At 65.9% G+C, this 15,146-nt stretch carries 12 protein-coding genes and 1 pseudogene; 6 read left to right on the top strand and 7 right to left on the bottom strand.

Annotated elements, in window-relative coordinates:
- Both VAE54_RS07755 and VAE54_RS07750 read left to right on the top strand, forming a co-directional pair.
- Window positions 1-371, top strand: a 371-nt coding sequence (locus VAE54_RS07755; protein ID WP_322801378.1) for a GNAT family protein, incomplete at its 5' end; no start/stop codon positions are given.
- Between the two features lie 141 nt (window positions 372-512).
- Entirely contained in the window at window positions 513-1,337 is an 825-nt protein-coding gene (locus tag VAE54_RS07750; RefSeq protein ID WP_322801377.1) for a hypothetical protein, read from the top strand.
- A gap of 41 nt (window positions 1,338-1,378) precedes the next feature.
- Here VAE54_RS07750 and VAE54_RS07745 read toward each other — a convergent pair whose 3' ends face one another.
- On the bottom strand, window positions 1,379-2,770 hold the full coding sequence (locus tag VAE54_RS07745; RefSeq protein ID WP_322801376.1) for an aspartate kinase, monofunctional class: 1,392 nt from the start codon (window positions 2,768-2,770) through the stop codon (window positions 1,379-1,381).
- A gap of 569 nt (window positions 2,771-3,339) precedes the next feature.
- On the opposite strand from VAE54_RS07745, the gene VAE54_RS07740 reads away from it, so the two are divergent.
- On the top strand, window positions 3,340-4,797 hold the full coding sequence (locus VAE54_RS07740) for an acyl-CoA dehydrogenase family protein (RefSeq protein WP_322801375.1): 1,458 nt from the start codon (window positions 3,340-3,342) through the stop codon (window positions 4,795-4,797).
- A gap of 52 nt (window positions 4,798-4,849) precedes the next feature.
- Here VAE54_RS07740 and VAE54_RS07735 read toward each other — a convergent pair whose 3' ends face one another.
- Together VAE54_RS07735 and VAE54_RS07730 are read right to left on the bottom strand one after the other, a co-directional pair.
- Complete coding sequence (locus VAE54_RS07735) at window positions 4,850-5,161, bottom strand: hypothetical protein (RefSeq protein WP_322801374.1); 312 nt, start codon at window positions 5,159-5,161, stop codon at window positions 4,850-4,852.
- 180 nt (window positions 5,162-5,341) lie between these two features.
- Window positions 5,342-5,893 (bottom strand): hypothetical protein, encoded by a 552-nt coding sequence (locus VAE54_RS07730; protein WP_322801373.1) that lies wholly within the window; start codon window positions 5,891-5,893, stop codon window positions 5,342-5,344.
- Window positions 5,894-6,590: 697 nt separating this feature from the next.
- Between VAE54_RS07730 and VAE54_RS07725 the strand changes: the two genes are divergently transcribed.
- Complete coding sequence (locus VAE54_RS07725) at window positions 6,591-7,988, top strand: vWA domain-containing protein (RefSeq protein ID WP_322801372.1); 1,398 nt, start codon at window positions 6,591-6,593, stop codon at window positions 7,986-7,988.
- Here the strand turns inward: VAE54_RS07725 and VAE54_RS07720 are convergent.
- From VAE54_RS07720 to VAE54_RS07710, 3 genes are read right to left on the bottom strand one after another with little or no spacing between them, the layout of a single operon-like run.
- Window positions 7,985-8,218 carry an Lrp/AsnC family transcriptional regulator gene (locus tag VAE54_RS07720; RefSeq protein WP_322801371.1) on the bottom strand — a complete coding sequence of 78 codons (234 nt, stop codon included), beginning with the start codon at window positions 8,216-8,218 and terminating at the stop codon, window positions 7,985-7,987. The genes VAE54_RS07725 and VAE54_RS07720 overlap by 4 nt on opposite strands.
- A gap of 36 nt (window positions 8,219-8,254) precedes the next feature.
- Window positions 8,255-8,914, bottom strand: coding sequence for a hypothetical protein (locus VAE54_RS07715; RefSeq protein WP_322801370.1), 660 nt, complete (start codon window positions 8,912-8,914; stop codon window positions 8,255-8,257).
- Window positions 8,915-8,958: 44 nt separating this feature from the next.
- Window positions 8,959-10,275, bottom strand: coding sequence for a gluconeogenesis factor YvcK family protein (locus tag VAE54_RS07710; protein WP_322801369.1), 1,317 nt, complete (start codon window positions 10,273-10,275; stop codon window positions 8,959-8,961).
- A 292-nt stretch (window positions 10,276-10,567) separates the two neighbouring features.
- Between VAE54_RS07710 and VAE54_RS07705 the strand changes: the two genes are divergently transcribed.
- Both VAE54_RS07705 and pbpC read left to right on the top strand, forming a co-directional pair.
- The gene (locus VAE54_RS07705) at window positions 10,568-11,671 is read left to right on the top strand and encodes a site-2 protease family protein (RefSeq protein WP_322801368.1); all 1,104 of its coding nucleotides are present in this window, start codon (window positions 10,568-10,570) and stop codon (window positions 11,669-11,671) included.
- 155 nt (window positions 11,672-11,826) lie between these two features.
- Window positions 11,827-14,292, top strand: coding sequence for a penicillin-binding protein 1C (pbpC, locus tag VAE54_RS07700; protein ID WP_322801367.1), 2,466 nt, complete (start codon window positions 11,827-11,829; stop codon window positions 14,290-14,292).
- A gap of 66 nt (window positions 14,293-14,358) precedes the next feature.
- Here pbpC and VAE54_RS07695 read toward each other — a convergent pair.
- Window positions 14,359-15,146 (bottom strand): annotated as a pseudogene (locus VAE54_RS07695) (hypothetical protein); the annotation flags it as partial.

The raw sequence follows: 15,146 nt of genomic DNA, 5'->3' as shown, positions 1-15,146 counted from the left end.
TGGGCATCTGGCTGGAGGCAAACCTGATCGGGGTCGTAGGCGTCCGGATCGATCAGGGAGATGGCTCCGCTTCGATCGGCTACTGGCTGGATGCCGGCCATCAGGGCCGGGGGATCATGACCCAGGCGGTGGCGACAGTGCTGGACGATCTGTTCCTCACCCGCCGGCTGCACCGCGTGGAGATCCGGGTGGCCCCGGAGAACCATCGCAGCCGGGCCATCCCGGAGCGCCTGGGCTTTCGAATGGAGGGGATCCTGAAAGAGGCCGGCCGTTACGGCGGCCGGTGGGGGGATCTGATCGTCTATGCCATCCTGGATCGGGAATGGGAGGCGATGCGAAAGCAGAATACGCATTCAGGCTCCTCCCGCTGAGCGCGGGCCAGGGCTTTACGTCCCTGGTCCTTTCCTGGCGAGGCGGAGCCTATCCTTCCCTATCCCCTCCAGGCGGCAGGGATGCTAAGGATCCAGAGATCTCGGCCCCGCCCGTTCAGTCCTGATGGGGAAAAGGAATCCATGGAGATCCGTGAACATTTCTGGCTGCCGATCCCGATCACCGTGAGCCTGATCCTGCTTGGATGGGTGATCGCCCGTCTCCTTCCACCGGAGGGTCCTGAGGTGGCTCTCCAGATCCTGGGATCTCCGCTGGGGCTTCGCTTCACGCCTGCGTTCTGGATTGGGATCTTCAGCGCTGCTCTGGCGGCCACCGGAACGGAATCGCTGCTTCAGCTCCACCCGTGTTTCCGGGAGGAAGCGCCCTGGCGCCAGATCGGCCGTCTGATCTCCCCCATGTGGGTGGCGGTGGGGGGGCTGATCTTTACGCTGCAGCTTCCGCCCAGCCCCCTCTGGCTGATCGGCCTGGGGCTTGGGGGGGCCGCCCTGACGCTGGCCATGCTGGGTGAGCGCTATCGCCTGGAAACCACCGGGATCCCGAGGCTGATGACCCCCCTCCTGACCCAGGCGCTGATCTACCTGGTCACCCTGGCCGCCATCGTGGGGATCTTCCAGAGTGGGCTTCGGACCCTGGGGTTGATGCTGATCAGCGGGATCCTGGCTGCCGGCCTCGCGCTGGCCCGCCTCGTCGAAGCCGAGATCCCAGAGCGCCGACGATGGCTGTATACCGCCCTGATCGGATGGAGCATGGCTACGGTCGCGGCCGCTTTCCGTTACTGGGCCCTCTCCCCCGTCACCTTAGGGCTATGGTGGATGATCCTGCTCTACGAGCTGGTGGAAATGAGCCTGTGGTATCTCCAGGGACGGGCGCTTTCCCCCCGGGTGGCCGTGGAGTTCGGAGGTCTCGGCTTCCTGATCGCCCTCCTCGCCCGATGGGTCGCTGGTTGAAGGCATGGGGCTTTTCGGGCGCCGAAGTCTTTTCTTCTCATCTACTCGTAAAAAGCCGCATGGATGCGCCGCACGGCTTCCTCCGCCTCGCTTTCCGCGACCACCAGGGAGAGGTTGTATTCCGAAGAACCCTGGGCGATGGAGAGGACGTTGATGCGGCCGCTCCCCAAGGCGTTGAAGACCCGGGCGGCGATCCCGGGCGTCGCTCGCAACCCGGCCCCAACCACAGCGATCACCGCCACCCGATCCATCGCCCAGATGTCTTCGATATCCCGCCGGGCGATTTCCCGCTCGAACGCTTTCCGTAACGCCTGAACGACCTGGGGGGCCGCTGGGGAAGGGATGACGAAGCAGATGTTCTGCTCCGAGGAGGATTGGGAGATCATCAGGATGCTGACCCCCAGCTCGGCCACCGTGGCGAAGGTCCGCGCTGCCACCCCAGGCACCCCGAGCATCCCCCGGCCCTCCACCGTGATCAGGCTCAGGTTCTTAATCAGGGTCACCGCCTTCACCCGGCCATTGCCCCGGGGCTCGGGGACGATGCGGGTGCCCGGGTGCTGGGGGTTCATGGTGTTCAGGATGCGCACAGGAATCCGCCGGTCCATACACGGGAGCAGAGTGCGGGGGTGGAGAACTTTCGCTCCAAAGTAAGCCATCTCGGCGGCCTCGATGTAAGAGAGCTCGGGGATGGTGCGGGCGCCGGGCACGATCTTCGGATCCGCGCTCATCACGCCATCCACATCGGTCCAGATCCACACCTCTTCCGCATCCAGCGCGTAGCCCAGGATGGTGGCGGAGAAATCAGAGCCGCCGCGCCCCAGGGTGGTCGGCCGACCCTCGGGGGTGGCGCCGATGAACCCGGTGACCACCGGGAGGATCCCCTGCTCCAGGAGCGGCGTCAGGAGCGCCCGCGCCCGCGCCCGGGTCTGCTCCAGATCCGGGGAAGCTTCTCCGAAGCGATCATCGGTGATCAGGAACGCATCCGCATCCACAGCGCGTGCCGGGATGCTCCGGGCCCGCAGAACGGCCGCCATGATGCGGGCGCTCCAGCGCTCCCCCATCCCGGCCAGCAGATCTGCCGTAGAAGGAGACAGCTCCTTCAGCGCCTCCACGGCCCGGAGCACGGTCTCCACCCGCTCAAACCCCTCCCGGAGCTCTGCCTCCAGAGCGTGCGCCTCCTCCTCCGGCAGCCCCAGCGCCCGAACCGTGTCCTGATGCCGCTCCCAAAGGGCAGCCAGGGCCGGGATCCAATCCGGCTCCCCTCGAGCCGCCTGATGGCTCATCCGGATCAGCGCGTCGGTCACACCGGCCATCGCCGAGACCACAACGACCAGCCGCGGATCCGAAGCGCGATGGAGCGCGATCAGATCCGCCACCTGCTGGAACCGGGCCGCATTTCCCACGGAGGTCCCCCCGAACTTCATCACCCGCATCGCCGCCTCCTGATCCGGAATAAAAACAACCCCCCGACCGTTGCCGGCCGGGGGGTTGTTTCTTTCGCTCAGAGGAACTGCGCCTTCTACCTCAGACAACAACCCGGGCATCCCCCCGGCCGCTCGTCCAGCCGGTGGTCATCATCCCGGTGGTCGTCAGCGCCATCTTGACGATCTCCCCGGACATCAAGGCCGCACCCCCGAAAGCGCTTTCGAAAGCCGAATGGAGCGTCGCAATGGTTGTTCCAAATTCTATCCAGCCCGGGCAATCTGTCAACCATGGCCTTTCCGGGTTCTCAGGGCATCCCGCAGTGAACCGCTTTTTCGGTCGGAGGATCCATCCCGCTTCCCGAAATCGGAGCCCAACGGGGGATGTCTGGCTTGGACCGATCCATCGAGCAGGCGCCTTGATCCTCACCCTGTGTGCTTTGAGTCGGGAGGAAGAAGACTCTATCATGAAGCCGGCCCGGCTCTGCTGCATGAGGACGGTTTTCCCGCTCCTTCTGTCGCCCGGGCCAGCGACCCGGCAGGCGACGAATCCACTGCCGATGCTTCAGGAGGAGGCACCCATGGATCTGGATGCGCTGCGCACGCCGACCCGCTTCCTTCAATCGATGGGCCTTTCCTTTCCCCCGGAACTGGACCTGCAGGAACTGGAGAGCTGGTGGGAGGCGGAGGGAAAAGCGATCTCGATGATGATCGACCGCATGGGCACGCCGTGGCTGCGCGCTTACGACCGCTTCGGCCGCCGCATCGATGAGATCCTCTATCCTCCCGATTACCGCCGGATGCTCCTCCAGGGCTATCGCGCCGGGGCGGTCTGGCATGCCTTCGAAGGTGCGGGCCTGTCCGCGACTTTCCTCATCGGCTACCTCACCGCCTTTTACGACGCCGGCCTTTACTGTCCCTACACCGTCTCCCTGGCCACTGCCCTCGCCCTGCACAAATACGGCGATCCGGATCTCCAGGCGCGCTTCCTTCCCCCGCTCTTACGGCGGGATGGAGATGTCTGGCAGGGCGCCACCTGGATGACGGAGGCGGGCGGGGGCTCCGATCTGGGGGCGACGGTGGAAACCATGGCCCGTCCTGACGGAGAACGATGGCGGCTGACCGGGGAGAAATATTTCGCCAGCAACGCCGGAGCGGAGCTGGCGGTGGTCGCCGCCCGGCCCGAGGGCGCCCCCCGCACCGTTCGCGGACTGGCCCTCTTCCTGCTCCCCCGCTACCGGGAGGACGGCGGCCTGAACTATCTCATTCGGCGTCTGAAGGATAAAATCGGCACCCGCTCCGTGCCCACCGGCGAGGTGGAGCTGCGAGACAGCGAGGCCTACCTCCTGGGCCGCCTGGAGACCGGCATCTATTCGATCCTGGAGGTCCTCAACGTCTCCCGCGTCGCCAACAGCATCGGCAGCGTCGCCCTGATGCAGCGGGCCATCGCCGAGGCGCTGGCCTTCGCCGAGCGCCGCGTCGCCTTCGGCCGCCCCGTTCTCCACCACCCGCTGATGCGCCGCCAGTTCGCCGAGCGCATCCGTGACCTCCAGGCCGCCTTCGCCCTGGCCTGGACGACGGTCCGTCTGCTGGAGGAAGTCTGGCCGGAACATCCTCCCTACTCGGAGGGCTATCACCTCTTCCGGCTGCTCACCCATCTGGCCAAATACTGGACAGCGGAGCATGCGGTGCAGACGGCGAAGTGGGCGATGGAGGTCCACGGTGGGATGGGCGTGCTGGGGGAGTATCCGGTGGAGCGCTGGCTGCGGGAGGCCATGATCCTGCCCATCTGGGAGGGGACGCCCCACCGCCAGATCCTGGACGGGCTGGAAGCGATGGGGCGGAAGGGTGCGCATCGTTCCCTCTTCGCATGGCTCGCCCCCCGGGCGGATCCTCAGGCGCTGGAGGAGATGGCTGGCCGGGTGGAAGCCCACCTCCAGCTTCCTTCCGAGGAGCAGGAAGCGCAGGCCGAGGCGCTGTTCCGGGATCTGGCCCGCTTCACGGCGGACACGCTCAGCCGGAGCTTTCCGGGCGGATGAGCAGGGAGGATGCTGGACGGGAATTCAGCCTTCCCATCACCCCTCCTCAGCCTCACGGTTCTGGGATCCATACGGGGGCCTGCTCCCGCTCCGGCGTCTCCGTCAGCCGCTCCCGCAGTGAGCCATCCGCCGCCACCTTCCCCACATCCACCTGTTCCCGCTCATCCAGCCCCGAGACCACCAGCCACCGCCCATCGGGCGACCAGGCCGGATCGACCGCATTGCGCGCAATGAGCTGTGGCATTCCATCCCCTACGGTCTCCACATACACCCCCACCCCCCGCCATCGACAGAGAGGATCCGCCCGATAAAGCTCGTCTTTACCCCAGCACGGATGTCCTTCTACCCACCCCACGTAGGCCACGCGCCTTCCCTCGGGTGACCATACCGGATCCGCGAAAAAGGGTCCCCGCAGAGGATACCGTTGCCCAGTCGCCCACTCCATTGCCCCCAGCGAGCGATACCCCGTTGTCGGGCTTCCCTTGGATTCTGCGGCGCCCGAATTCGGCTCCCCTGAAAACAACAGCCACCGCCCATCTGGCGATCATCCCCACACCACCGCCATGCCGCGCGTTCGGAGCAGCAGGCGAGGCTCCTTTCCATCCCCTCGTGCCACCCAGATCTCATGCGCATCCCCCGTGTTGGTTCCATAAGCCAGCCATTGCCCATCTGGGGAAATCGCTGCCCCCGCCACATCTCGCAGCGCGGGCTTCGCGACCACCCGCCGCTCCCCCTTTTCCACATCAAACAGCAAGAGCACGCCGTCCATGGTGTTGGCGAGCAAAGCCCGCCGTCCATCTGGATGCCACTGAAGGAACCATCCGTCTGAGAGAACCCAACTCTTCACCCTGCCCCTCGGCCATTCCAGGAAATACACCAGGTCGCCAGACTCCACTTCGATCATGCCAGCGAGGTAACGAGCATTTGGGGATGGAATCAGGCGCTGGAAGATCGCCGGCCGCTCCTCCCCGCCCATTACAAGGCGCAGCCGCGTTCGATCTGATAGGAGGCGACCCGCCCCGTCTGTCCGAATCGCCAGCGCCCCCTCTCGCAGATTCGGGATGATCACCCACCCGCGTGCATCTGCTGCTGCCATCCGCGTTGGTATCGATACGATTTCCCCTGGATAGGGTGGTATCCAGGGCGTCGACTCCGCCGCTCGGGTCGCTCGAGGGGTGGGTGTGGGCAGGCCTGGACACACCAGAAAAGGAGGCGTCGGGAACGGAGGGGGCGTGCATCTCCAATCCGGAGATGAAGTTGGCATTGGAGAGGCATGCGGTTGCATCGTCGCGAGCGGCGATACCGGCGAAAGCCCGCCCATCCTCGGGATTCCTGCTCGCAAAAGCATCCAAAAAACTATCCCCAGGCTCAGCGCCATCAATCCACCCACCGCCCTCTTCACCGGCTCGCCCATGAGCTTCCCTCCCGGGATTCCGGGCATCTCAAACCGTCCTGCCCGACCTCTGAAACTACCAGGCCTTTATACCTACCCCGAAGTTACCGGAAGAAAGAAAAATCGATAGGCTCAGATTCTTTAACATGAATGGAAACCGGCGGGTTTCAGGAGCCTGCGGCTCCATTATGAGAGGCAACCAGAGGAAGGGCCAATGGGAGAAATGTCCTGTTGCAGAGATCGGGTTCTCCTTTTGACAGGACGACCCCCTGGCATCAAAATGGAAGCGCCTTCCGTGACCTGAACCCCATAGCCCCCGATCGCGCATGGGCTCGGTCCGGAGGGATTTGCACTGGCCAGGCGCTCAACGGAAGAAAGCCTTGAGGAAAGGAACCTGACTGTGGACGAGCGCATCCTTCAGTTCATCCGCGCCCTTCGCGCCACCGGCGTTCGGGTCTCGGTCGCGGAGTCGGCCGACGCGCTGCGGGCGGTGGAGCAGGTGGGGGTGATGGATCGGGAGACCTTTAAAGCTGCCCTTCGCACGGCCCTGGTGAAGGAGGCCCGGGCGATCCCCATCTTCGAGGAGCTCTTCCCCCTGTTCTTCGGGTTGGGCAAGCCGCCCATGGCTCCCGCTATGAACGGCCTCTCGCCGGAGGACCAGCGACGTCTGCAGGCGGCCCTTCAGGCCCTTGCGGCCCAATTCGGGCCGCACCTCGCTGCCCTGATGCAACGGCTGCTGCAAGGCCAGCCTTTCACCCCGGAGGAGCTGGAGGCGCTGGCCCGTTACGCTGGCCGTCAAAGGATACGAGAATGGGCGGATCGCCAGGCCCTCGCCCGCTGGATGCAGCGAGGCGCCGGGCTGGACGAGCGCCTGGAACAGATGATCCGTGCCTTGCTGCGGATGCTGGCCGAAGCGGGAACGGATGCGAAAACCCTCCAGCAGCTGGAGGCGCAGATCCGGGCCAATCGGGCCGCGATGGCCCGCCAGATTCAGCAGGCGGCCGGAATGGCGACCCTGGAGCGCCTGGCCGAGCGCCCCCCGGAGCCCAGCGAGGCGGAGCTGATGGAGCGCCCCTTCCAGGAGCTCACCCCGACGGATCTCCAGCGCCTGCGCCAGATGGTGGCCCGCCTGGCGGCCCGCCTGCGCACCCGGGCCGCCCTGCGCCTCAAGCGCGGCGACGGCCGCCGCCTGGACGCCAAAACCACCCTCCGGGTCAACCTGCGCCACGCCGGCGTCCCCTTCGATCTGCGTTTCCGACGGCGCCACCTCAAGCCCCGCCTGGTGGTCCTGTGCGACCTCAGCACCTCCGTGCGGCATTGCTCTGAGTTCTTCCTGCACCTGATCTACCTGCTCCAGGATCAGATCAGCCGCACCCGGAGCTTCGTCTTCATCGACGATCTGGTGGAGATCACTCCCATCTTCGCGGAGCACCGGCCGGAGGAGGCCGTGCGCCGGGTGCTGATGGAAAATCCCCCGGGGTATTACAACACGGATCTGGGGAACAGCCTGTCCACCTTCTGCCGGGATTACCTGGAGGCCATCGATCGGCGGACCACCGTGATCATCGTGGGGGATGGGCGGAACAATTACAACGATCCCCGGCTGGACTGCCTGGAGCTCATCCGCCGTCGGGCGAAACGTATCCTGTGGTTCAACCCGGAGCCCCGGCCGCTGTGGGGCACCGGCGACAGCGACATGCCCCTCTACGCCCCCCTCTGCGCGGCCGTCCACCAGGTCCAGAACCTGGCCGAACTGGCGGAGGCCGTGGATCGCCTGTTCGAGCGGGGCGGCGTTTAGATCCCGGTGACCAGCGAGGTGAGGGTGCGCTCAACGCCCTCGATGGTCTGGATCTTCTCCGTGATCACCCGGCCCAGAACCTGGAGATCGTCGGCTTCCACCAGGGCGATCACATCGTAAGGGCCGGTGACCACCACCGCGGACCTGACCTCAGGGAGCTTGCGCAGCGCTTCGGCGACGGCACTGGGCTTGCCCATCGCCGCCTGGATGAACACATAAGCCTGCACCATGGGAACCTCCCCCTCCTCTGGAATGCCAGCGTCCCCTCACAGCCCCGAGAGCCACACCTCGACCGTGCCTGCTACCGTCAGCCATGAATCCTCGATCAGAAGGACCCGAAAGGTCGCGTTGAGATGAACCATCGGATGCACCTGCCCGGCCCAGAGGATGGAATCCCCTATCTTTCGATAGGGATAACCGGGAAGGCCTTCCAGGCGCGCCCGGTCATCTTCCTTCCCCCGATAAACGATGGAGGTCCCGGGGATCACGCCATCCCGGGGCACGCGGTAGGTGACCGGCGCGGTGAAGCGCACGGCCGCCTTCTCCGGCAGCGGCCCCATCCGGGGCTGGGCCTCCTGGATCTCCACCCGGGCCGTGCCGATGGCGTGGAGAGCGCGCTCATCATAGGAGTAGATCCGGAGGCGGTAGCGCACCGCCAGCGTGGGATGGGGCTGAGCTTCCCCTTCCAAAGAGTCCCCCGCCAGCCGGATCACCTCCTGGCCCTTGATGCGCACGCGAGCCCCCTGCGGCCCCACCCCCAGGTAACGGACGTCCGTCCCGGGCAATCCCTCCCCCACCGCCAGATCCGCTCGGTAAGGCCCCTCATACACCAGAGGCCCGGGGCGGGAGGACCCCAGCAGGCAGGCGCTCCCGGCGAGAAGCGACAGCAGGAGAATCCCCCCGATCGAGCGAATCGATCGCTTCATCTCCAATCTCCGGTCCCATCGCGAGAGGATGCGCCATCCGGAGCTCAGCGGCGATATCGCTCGTAGAGCATCATCAGCGCCCGGGCGAGCTTCTCCGGGTCATGGCGCCATGGCGTTCGCTCATCGATGACATCCATCGCCACCACCGTGTAGGGAGGGATCGGCTGCCCATCCCAGCGCACCAGCTCGCCGACCTCCTCCGGGACTTCCTTCCACGCCACATCCGTCCGGCTGTTTACCAGCACGAGGTGGAACAGGCCGGATCCCACATGGCGTTCGATGGCCTGCACATGATCCGCCACACCATAGCCTTCGGTCTCCCCGATCTGGGTGGCCACATTGCACACATACACTTTCAGGGCCCGGCTGGCCCGGATCGCCGGAACGATCCCCTCGACCAGCAAATTGGGCAGCACGCTGGTGTAAAGACTTCCCGGGCCCAGGACGATCAGATCGGCCTCCAGGATCGCCCGGATCGTCTCCGGATAAGCGCGGGCATGCTCGGGGATCAGCCACACCCGCTCAATGCGGCCCCGGACCTCTGGGATCGCGGATTCCCCATCGACCCGATGGATCCGCCCCTCGGCGTCCCGGATCTCAGCGGCCAGCACGACATGCTCCACGGTGCACGGCAACACCCGGCCGCGGACGGCCAGGACGCGGCTGGATTCCGCCACGGCCTGCTCGAAGCTTCCGGTGATCTCGGCCATCGCGGCGATGAACAGGTTGCCGAAGGCATGGCCGTTCAGGCCCGTTCCCCGACCGAACCGATACTGGAAGAGGGCGGTCATCAGGGGCTCCGCCTCCGCCAGGGCCGCGAGGCAGTTGCGAAAATCCCCTGGCGGCAGCAGCCCCATCTCGCGCCGCAAGCGGCCGGAGCTGCCTCCATCGTCTGCCACCGTGACCACTGCCGTCAGCCGCGCGCTCATCCCCTTCAAGCCGCGCAACAGCGTCGACTGGCCGGTGCCGCCCCCGATGACGACGATCCGCGGCCCGCGCTCCCGCTGCCGGTGACGGTGCAGGATCTCCGCCACATCCCGGCCGGGTTGCACGAAGGGGGAAAGCAGCGTGCGATTCAGCCGCACCAGGGCGAACCCGGTGGTCGCGAGGCCCAGGAATCCGAAGAGCACCGCCCGGCCCAGACGGGGGATGAACTGTAGGGTCAGGTAATAGAAGATCGGGGGCAACGGTTGCTCTCGATAGATGGTGACCAGCACATAGGCCAGCGCCAGGGCCAGCTCGGTAATCCCCACCAGCAGCAGGACCAGCCATCGCTTGACCCCCAGCCCGGGGGTTAACCAGTAACGCAGGGACCGAACGGCAGATTCCCACACCGGGAAAGCTTTTCCTCTTTGGATCATCGCCTCCCCCATGCGATCCTGAGCGCCTCCTGGGATCAGGCGGGGAATGGGATGGGCTGCTTTCCCGCCCCCTCACCGCTTTGATCCCAGTTCTCCATCATGCGCCCTCTCTGAAAGATATCATAACCCGACTGAACCAACTTCGCCCCTGGGGCTTGCGCCAGGGCTTTCCGAAGATCTTACCCATCCCGAGCGGGATCCTGTTCGATCGTTGCAGGCTTTCCACCCCTGTCTTAGACTGGAGAAGGGGGCAACGCGCTCCCGCATCTTGCTCTGTGAGGCTTGGCGCTCGATGGAAACCGCCTGGTATGAGACGGGATGGACACCCTCCACGCTGGACCGACTGGCGGCGGCGCTGCGAGGGCTCTTCGTGATCACCGAGGCCCGCGTCCTGCATCCGCCGGATCAGGTGATCGCGTTCGAGGGCTATCTGCAAACCGATCCGGAATCGGCCTTTGAGATCCTGCGAACGCGCTTCGAGGCGCTGGGGTACACCCCTATCCTGCGGCGTCACGGTCAGACCGACCAGATCATCGCCCAGGCCGGGGTCGCCCGGCCGGCTCGCACCCGGCCATGGGTGAATCTCCTCCTGTTCGTGGCCACAGTGGTCACCACGGTATGGGCCGGGGCGCTCTATGGCAGCGAGGGTTCCCTCGATCTGAGGCAGGGCATCACCTTTGCGGCTGCGCTGCTGCTCATCCTGGGGGTTCACGAAATGGGGCATTACATCGCCGCTCGCCTGCATCGCAGCGAGGTCACGCTGCCCTACTTCATCCCGGTGCCCCCTCTGATCGGGATGCTCGGCACCTTCGGGGCTTTCATCCAGATCCGATCCCCCATCCGCAACCGGAAGGCGCTGTTCGATATCGGTGTGGCAGGCCCCCTCGCCGGGCTGGCTGTCGCCCTCCCGATCCTCATCTATGGGCTCATGACCTCCCCGGTTGTCCCCCTTCGGGGTGCCGTCGCGCTCGAGGGGAATTCCCTTCTATACTGGAGCCTGAAGGTCCTGATCTTCGGCCGCCCCCTGCCCGGGGGTGGTTACGACGTGCAACTGAATGTCCTGGCATGGGCGGGGTGGATTGGGTTGCTGGTGACAGCCTTCAACCTGCTGCCCCTGGGTCAGCTGGACGGCGGGCACATCATGTATGCCATGCTCGGCCGCACCGCCTGGCGGATCTCGGAGATCGGCGTGTTCGCGCTGCTGCTGCTGGGCTTGCGCTGGCCGGGGTGGTTCCTCTGGGCCTTCATGCCGATGCTCACCGGCCTGCGCCACCCGCCGCCCCTGAACGACATCACCCCCCTGGATCCGATCCGTCAGGCGATCGGATGGTTGACCTGGGCTCTATTTTTGCTCATCTTCGTCCCCGTTCCCTTCTCGCTGGTGGAATTCCCGTAAGGGCCGTGCTCTTCGGCGATCCCTCCAGGATGAGAGGAATGGCCTCACTCCCTCTCCGGGCGAGGAAGGGGCATGGAGAGGGGGAATATAACGATCCATAGGGGACATCCGCTGGGGCAAATCCAGAGGATCGCCCGTAGAAGCAGGAGCGCTCCGTGACCCGAATCCGGCGATGGCTGAGAAGGATCCTGCTGGTCGGTTTGCTGGGAAGCGGGCTGGGCGCGGGGGCGCTGGCGCTCTGGATCGGACCGCTCCCGGATCCGAGGGATCTGAGCCGGCAGGCTCCCCGACCCAGCGTCCGTATTCTGGACCGCCACGGCCGGCTCCTCTACGAGCTGGCCCCTCCCCACCAGGGACGCCACATCTGGCTCCCACTGCATCGGATCCCCAACGCCTGCATCGCCGCCACCCTGGCGACCGAGGATGCCCGTTTCTATGAACACCCCGGCGTGGATCCGATCGCGATCCTGCGGGCCTTATGGACCAACCTGAGGGGCGAAGAGGCGATATCCGGGGCCAGCACCATCCCTCAGCAGATCGCCCGATCGCTGCTCCTGAGCCCCAATGAACGAACCGCGCGCACCCTCCGCCGGAAGGTCCGGGAGGCGATCCTGGCGCTGATCCTGAGCCAGCGCTATGGGAAGGATGAGCTCCTGGAGATCTACCTCAACACAGTTTTCTACGGGCACTTCGCCTACGGGCTGGAAGCTGCCGCCATGACTTATCTCGGCAAGCATGCCGCGGAGCTGGATCCAGCGGAATGCGCCCTTCTGGCTGGCCTTCCCCAATCGCCGAGCCGCTATGATCCCTTCACGGATCCGGAGGCCGCCGAGGAACGCCGCCGACAGGTGCTCCGCTTGATGGCCCGACATGGCTTTCTTTCCCCTGAGGAAGCCGAAAGGGCTGCCGCGGAGCGCTTGCGCTTCGCCAGCGCGCCGTTTCTCATCCACGCCCCCCATTTCGTGATGGCCGTCCGCGAGGCCCTGGTGGCGCAGTTCGGGGAAGAAAGGATGTTCGAGGAGGGCCTGGTGGTGACCACCACGCTGGATCTGGGCTGGAACGAGGCCATCACGGAGATCCTGCGCGCCCATCTGGAGGCGATCAACCGCCCCCGACCGGACCACCCGGGCGCCAGCGCGCGCAACGGCGCTGTGGTGGTGATCCAGCCTTACACCGGAGAGGTCCTGGCGTGGGTGGGGAGCCCCGATTACTTCAACGCCGCCATCCAGGGCGCGGTGGATGGCGTCCGCATCCCCCGCCAGCCCGGCTCCGCGCTCAAGCCCTTCACCTACGCCCTTGCCTTCGATCCCCGCAGCGGCCCGCTCCTGACCCCGGCCTCGCTCCTCTGGGATCTTCCTCAGACTTTCATCACCGCGGAGGGGGAGAGCTATCAGCCCATCAATTACGATCGGCGCTACCATGGGCCGGTCTCCGCTCGCGTAGCGCTGGCCTCCTCTCTCAACGTGCCGGCGGTCGCCGTGCTGGAACAGGTAGGGGTCCCTCGTCTCGTGGAACTGCTGGATCAGCTGGGGGTCCGGCTTCCCGGGCCACCGGCCCGGTATGGGCTGGCGCTGACCCTGGGAGGGGGCGAGGTGCGGCTGGTGGATCTCACGGCGGCCTACGCGGCCCTGGCGAACGGCGGGCGCCGCATCACTCCCCTCCTGATCCGGGAGGTTCGGGATCGCCACGGGCGGCTCCGATATGCGGCATCGCCGGAACCCGGTCCGCGGATTCTGGATCCACGGGTGGTTTTCCTTATCACCGATATCCTGAAAGATCCCAACGCGCGGGCCATGGGGTTCGGATCGTGGAGCCCGCTGAACCTTTCCCGCCCGGCGGCGGTGAAAACCGGGACCAGCAGCGACTGGCGGGACAACTGGGCCATCGGTTACACCCCAGATTGGGTGGTGGGGGTATGGATCGGGAACGTGGATCAAACGCCTTTGCGGGAGATCTCCGGGGTGACCGGCGCCGCGCCGATTTGGCATGCGGTGATGGAGCTCCTCCATCGGGATCAACCGGTTCGGGATTTCCCGATCCCGGAAGGGGTGCACCGGGTGCGGGTCTGCGCATTATCGGGAAAGCAACCGACCCCGGATTGCCCGCAAACCCGGGAGGAATGGTTCATCGAGGGAACGGAACCGAAGGAGCCCGATGACCTCTATCGGCGGCTGCGGATCGACCGGCGGACAGGCAAGCTGGCGGGACCGGAGACGCCACCTGAGGAAGTGGAAGAGCGGGTGTTTATCATGTGGCCGCCTCCGGCGTGGAAATGGGCGCAGGAGAACGGCCTCCCGTTGCCTCCAGTAGAAGGGCAGGAAACAGCAGGCGGGGCGGGCATCCTGCGCTGGGTCTCCCCACCTGCAGGAGCCATCTATCGACGCATTCCCTCCTTCCCTTCAGAAGCTCAGCGGCTCCTGGTGGAGGTTCACTGGATCGGAAGGGGAGTTCCCCAGGTTGTGCGGGTGCAGATCGATGGTCAGCCGTGGATGGAGTGGACAGAGCCTCCGTATCGGGCCTGGTGGCCTCTCGCGCCCGGATCCCATACCTTCCAGGCCATCGCCCGGCTCGGGGAAGGCCAGACCGCCGAGGCTCCTCCCTTGCATATTGAGGTTCGATGATCGCCCTGACAAAGGAGAAGCAGGAGGTCGCAACCCGGACCTCTCCCACCGCGTGCGGCGTATGAATCAGGACGGCCAGTCGATGCTCCCATCCAGGGCGACCACCATCGGCTGCCCTTCCTCACGGATCGTCCGCAGGAGCTCGCGGGCCCCTTCCGTCAGACGATTGCCGGCTACCGCAGGCCAGGTTTCCCCCAGGATCGCCTCCAGGATCCGGGCGCGCCGCACCGCCCGCTCCACATCCCCGCGATCGATCCTCCAGGAAGTCTCCATGGCCAAGTGAAGCGTCCGCCCCTCCCACTCGCCACGGAGCACCAGGTCGACACGCCGGACCTCCTCGAAGTCCTCCGGCTGGATCTTCCCTTCATCCAGGGCGGCCCACAACAGGTCAGCCAGCTCAGAGGGGGTCAGGACCCGGATCTTGCGGAAGTTCGGCCGGCCGAAATAAGAGGGCGCCAGCTCCACATAACGCCGGCGCAGGTCGTGGTCCTTCAGCACCCCCACATCCTGCTCGATCCGGTCCACCCGCTCCACCAGGATGCGCACGGTCGTGGCCAGCTCCGCGAAGCGGCGGTCTGCCTCCGCCCGGTATTCCAGGAACTCCCGGCGATGTTCCAGAAACTCCTGGCGGTGCTCCTGGAATTCCCGGCGAAGTTCCAGAAACTCCTGACGGTGGGCGGCGAACGCTTCCGCCAGGCGGTTGAGGCTCTCCTCGGTGCGGCGCTGGGCCTCGGTTAGCTCCGCGAACCGGCGGTCCGCCTCCGCCCGGTATTCCAGGAACTCCTGGCGGTGGGCGGCGAACGCTTCCGCCAGGCGGTTGAGGCTCTCCTCGGTGCGGCGCTGGGCCTCGGCCA

It is taken from the genome of Thermoflexus sp. (assembly GCF_034432235.1).
Taxonomy (GTDB): domain Bacteria; phylum Chloroflexota; class Anaerolineae; order Thermoflexales; family Thermoflexaceae; genus Thermoflexus.
This window is presented reverse-complemented; position numbering and strand designations above follow the sequence as displayed.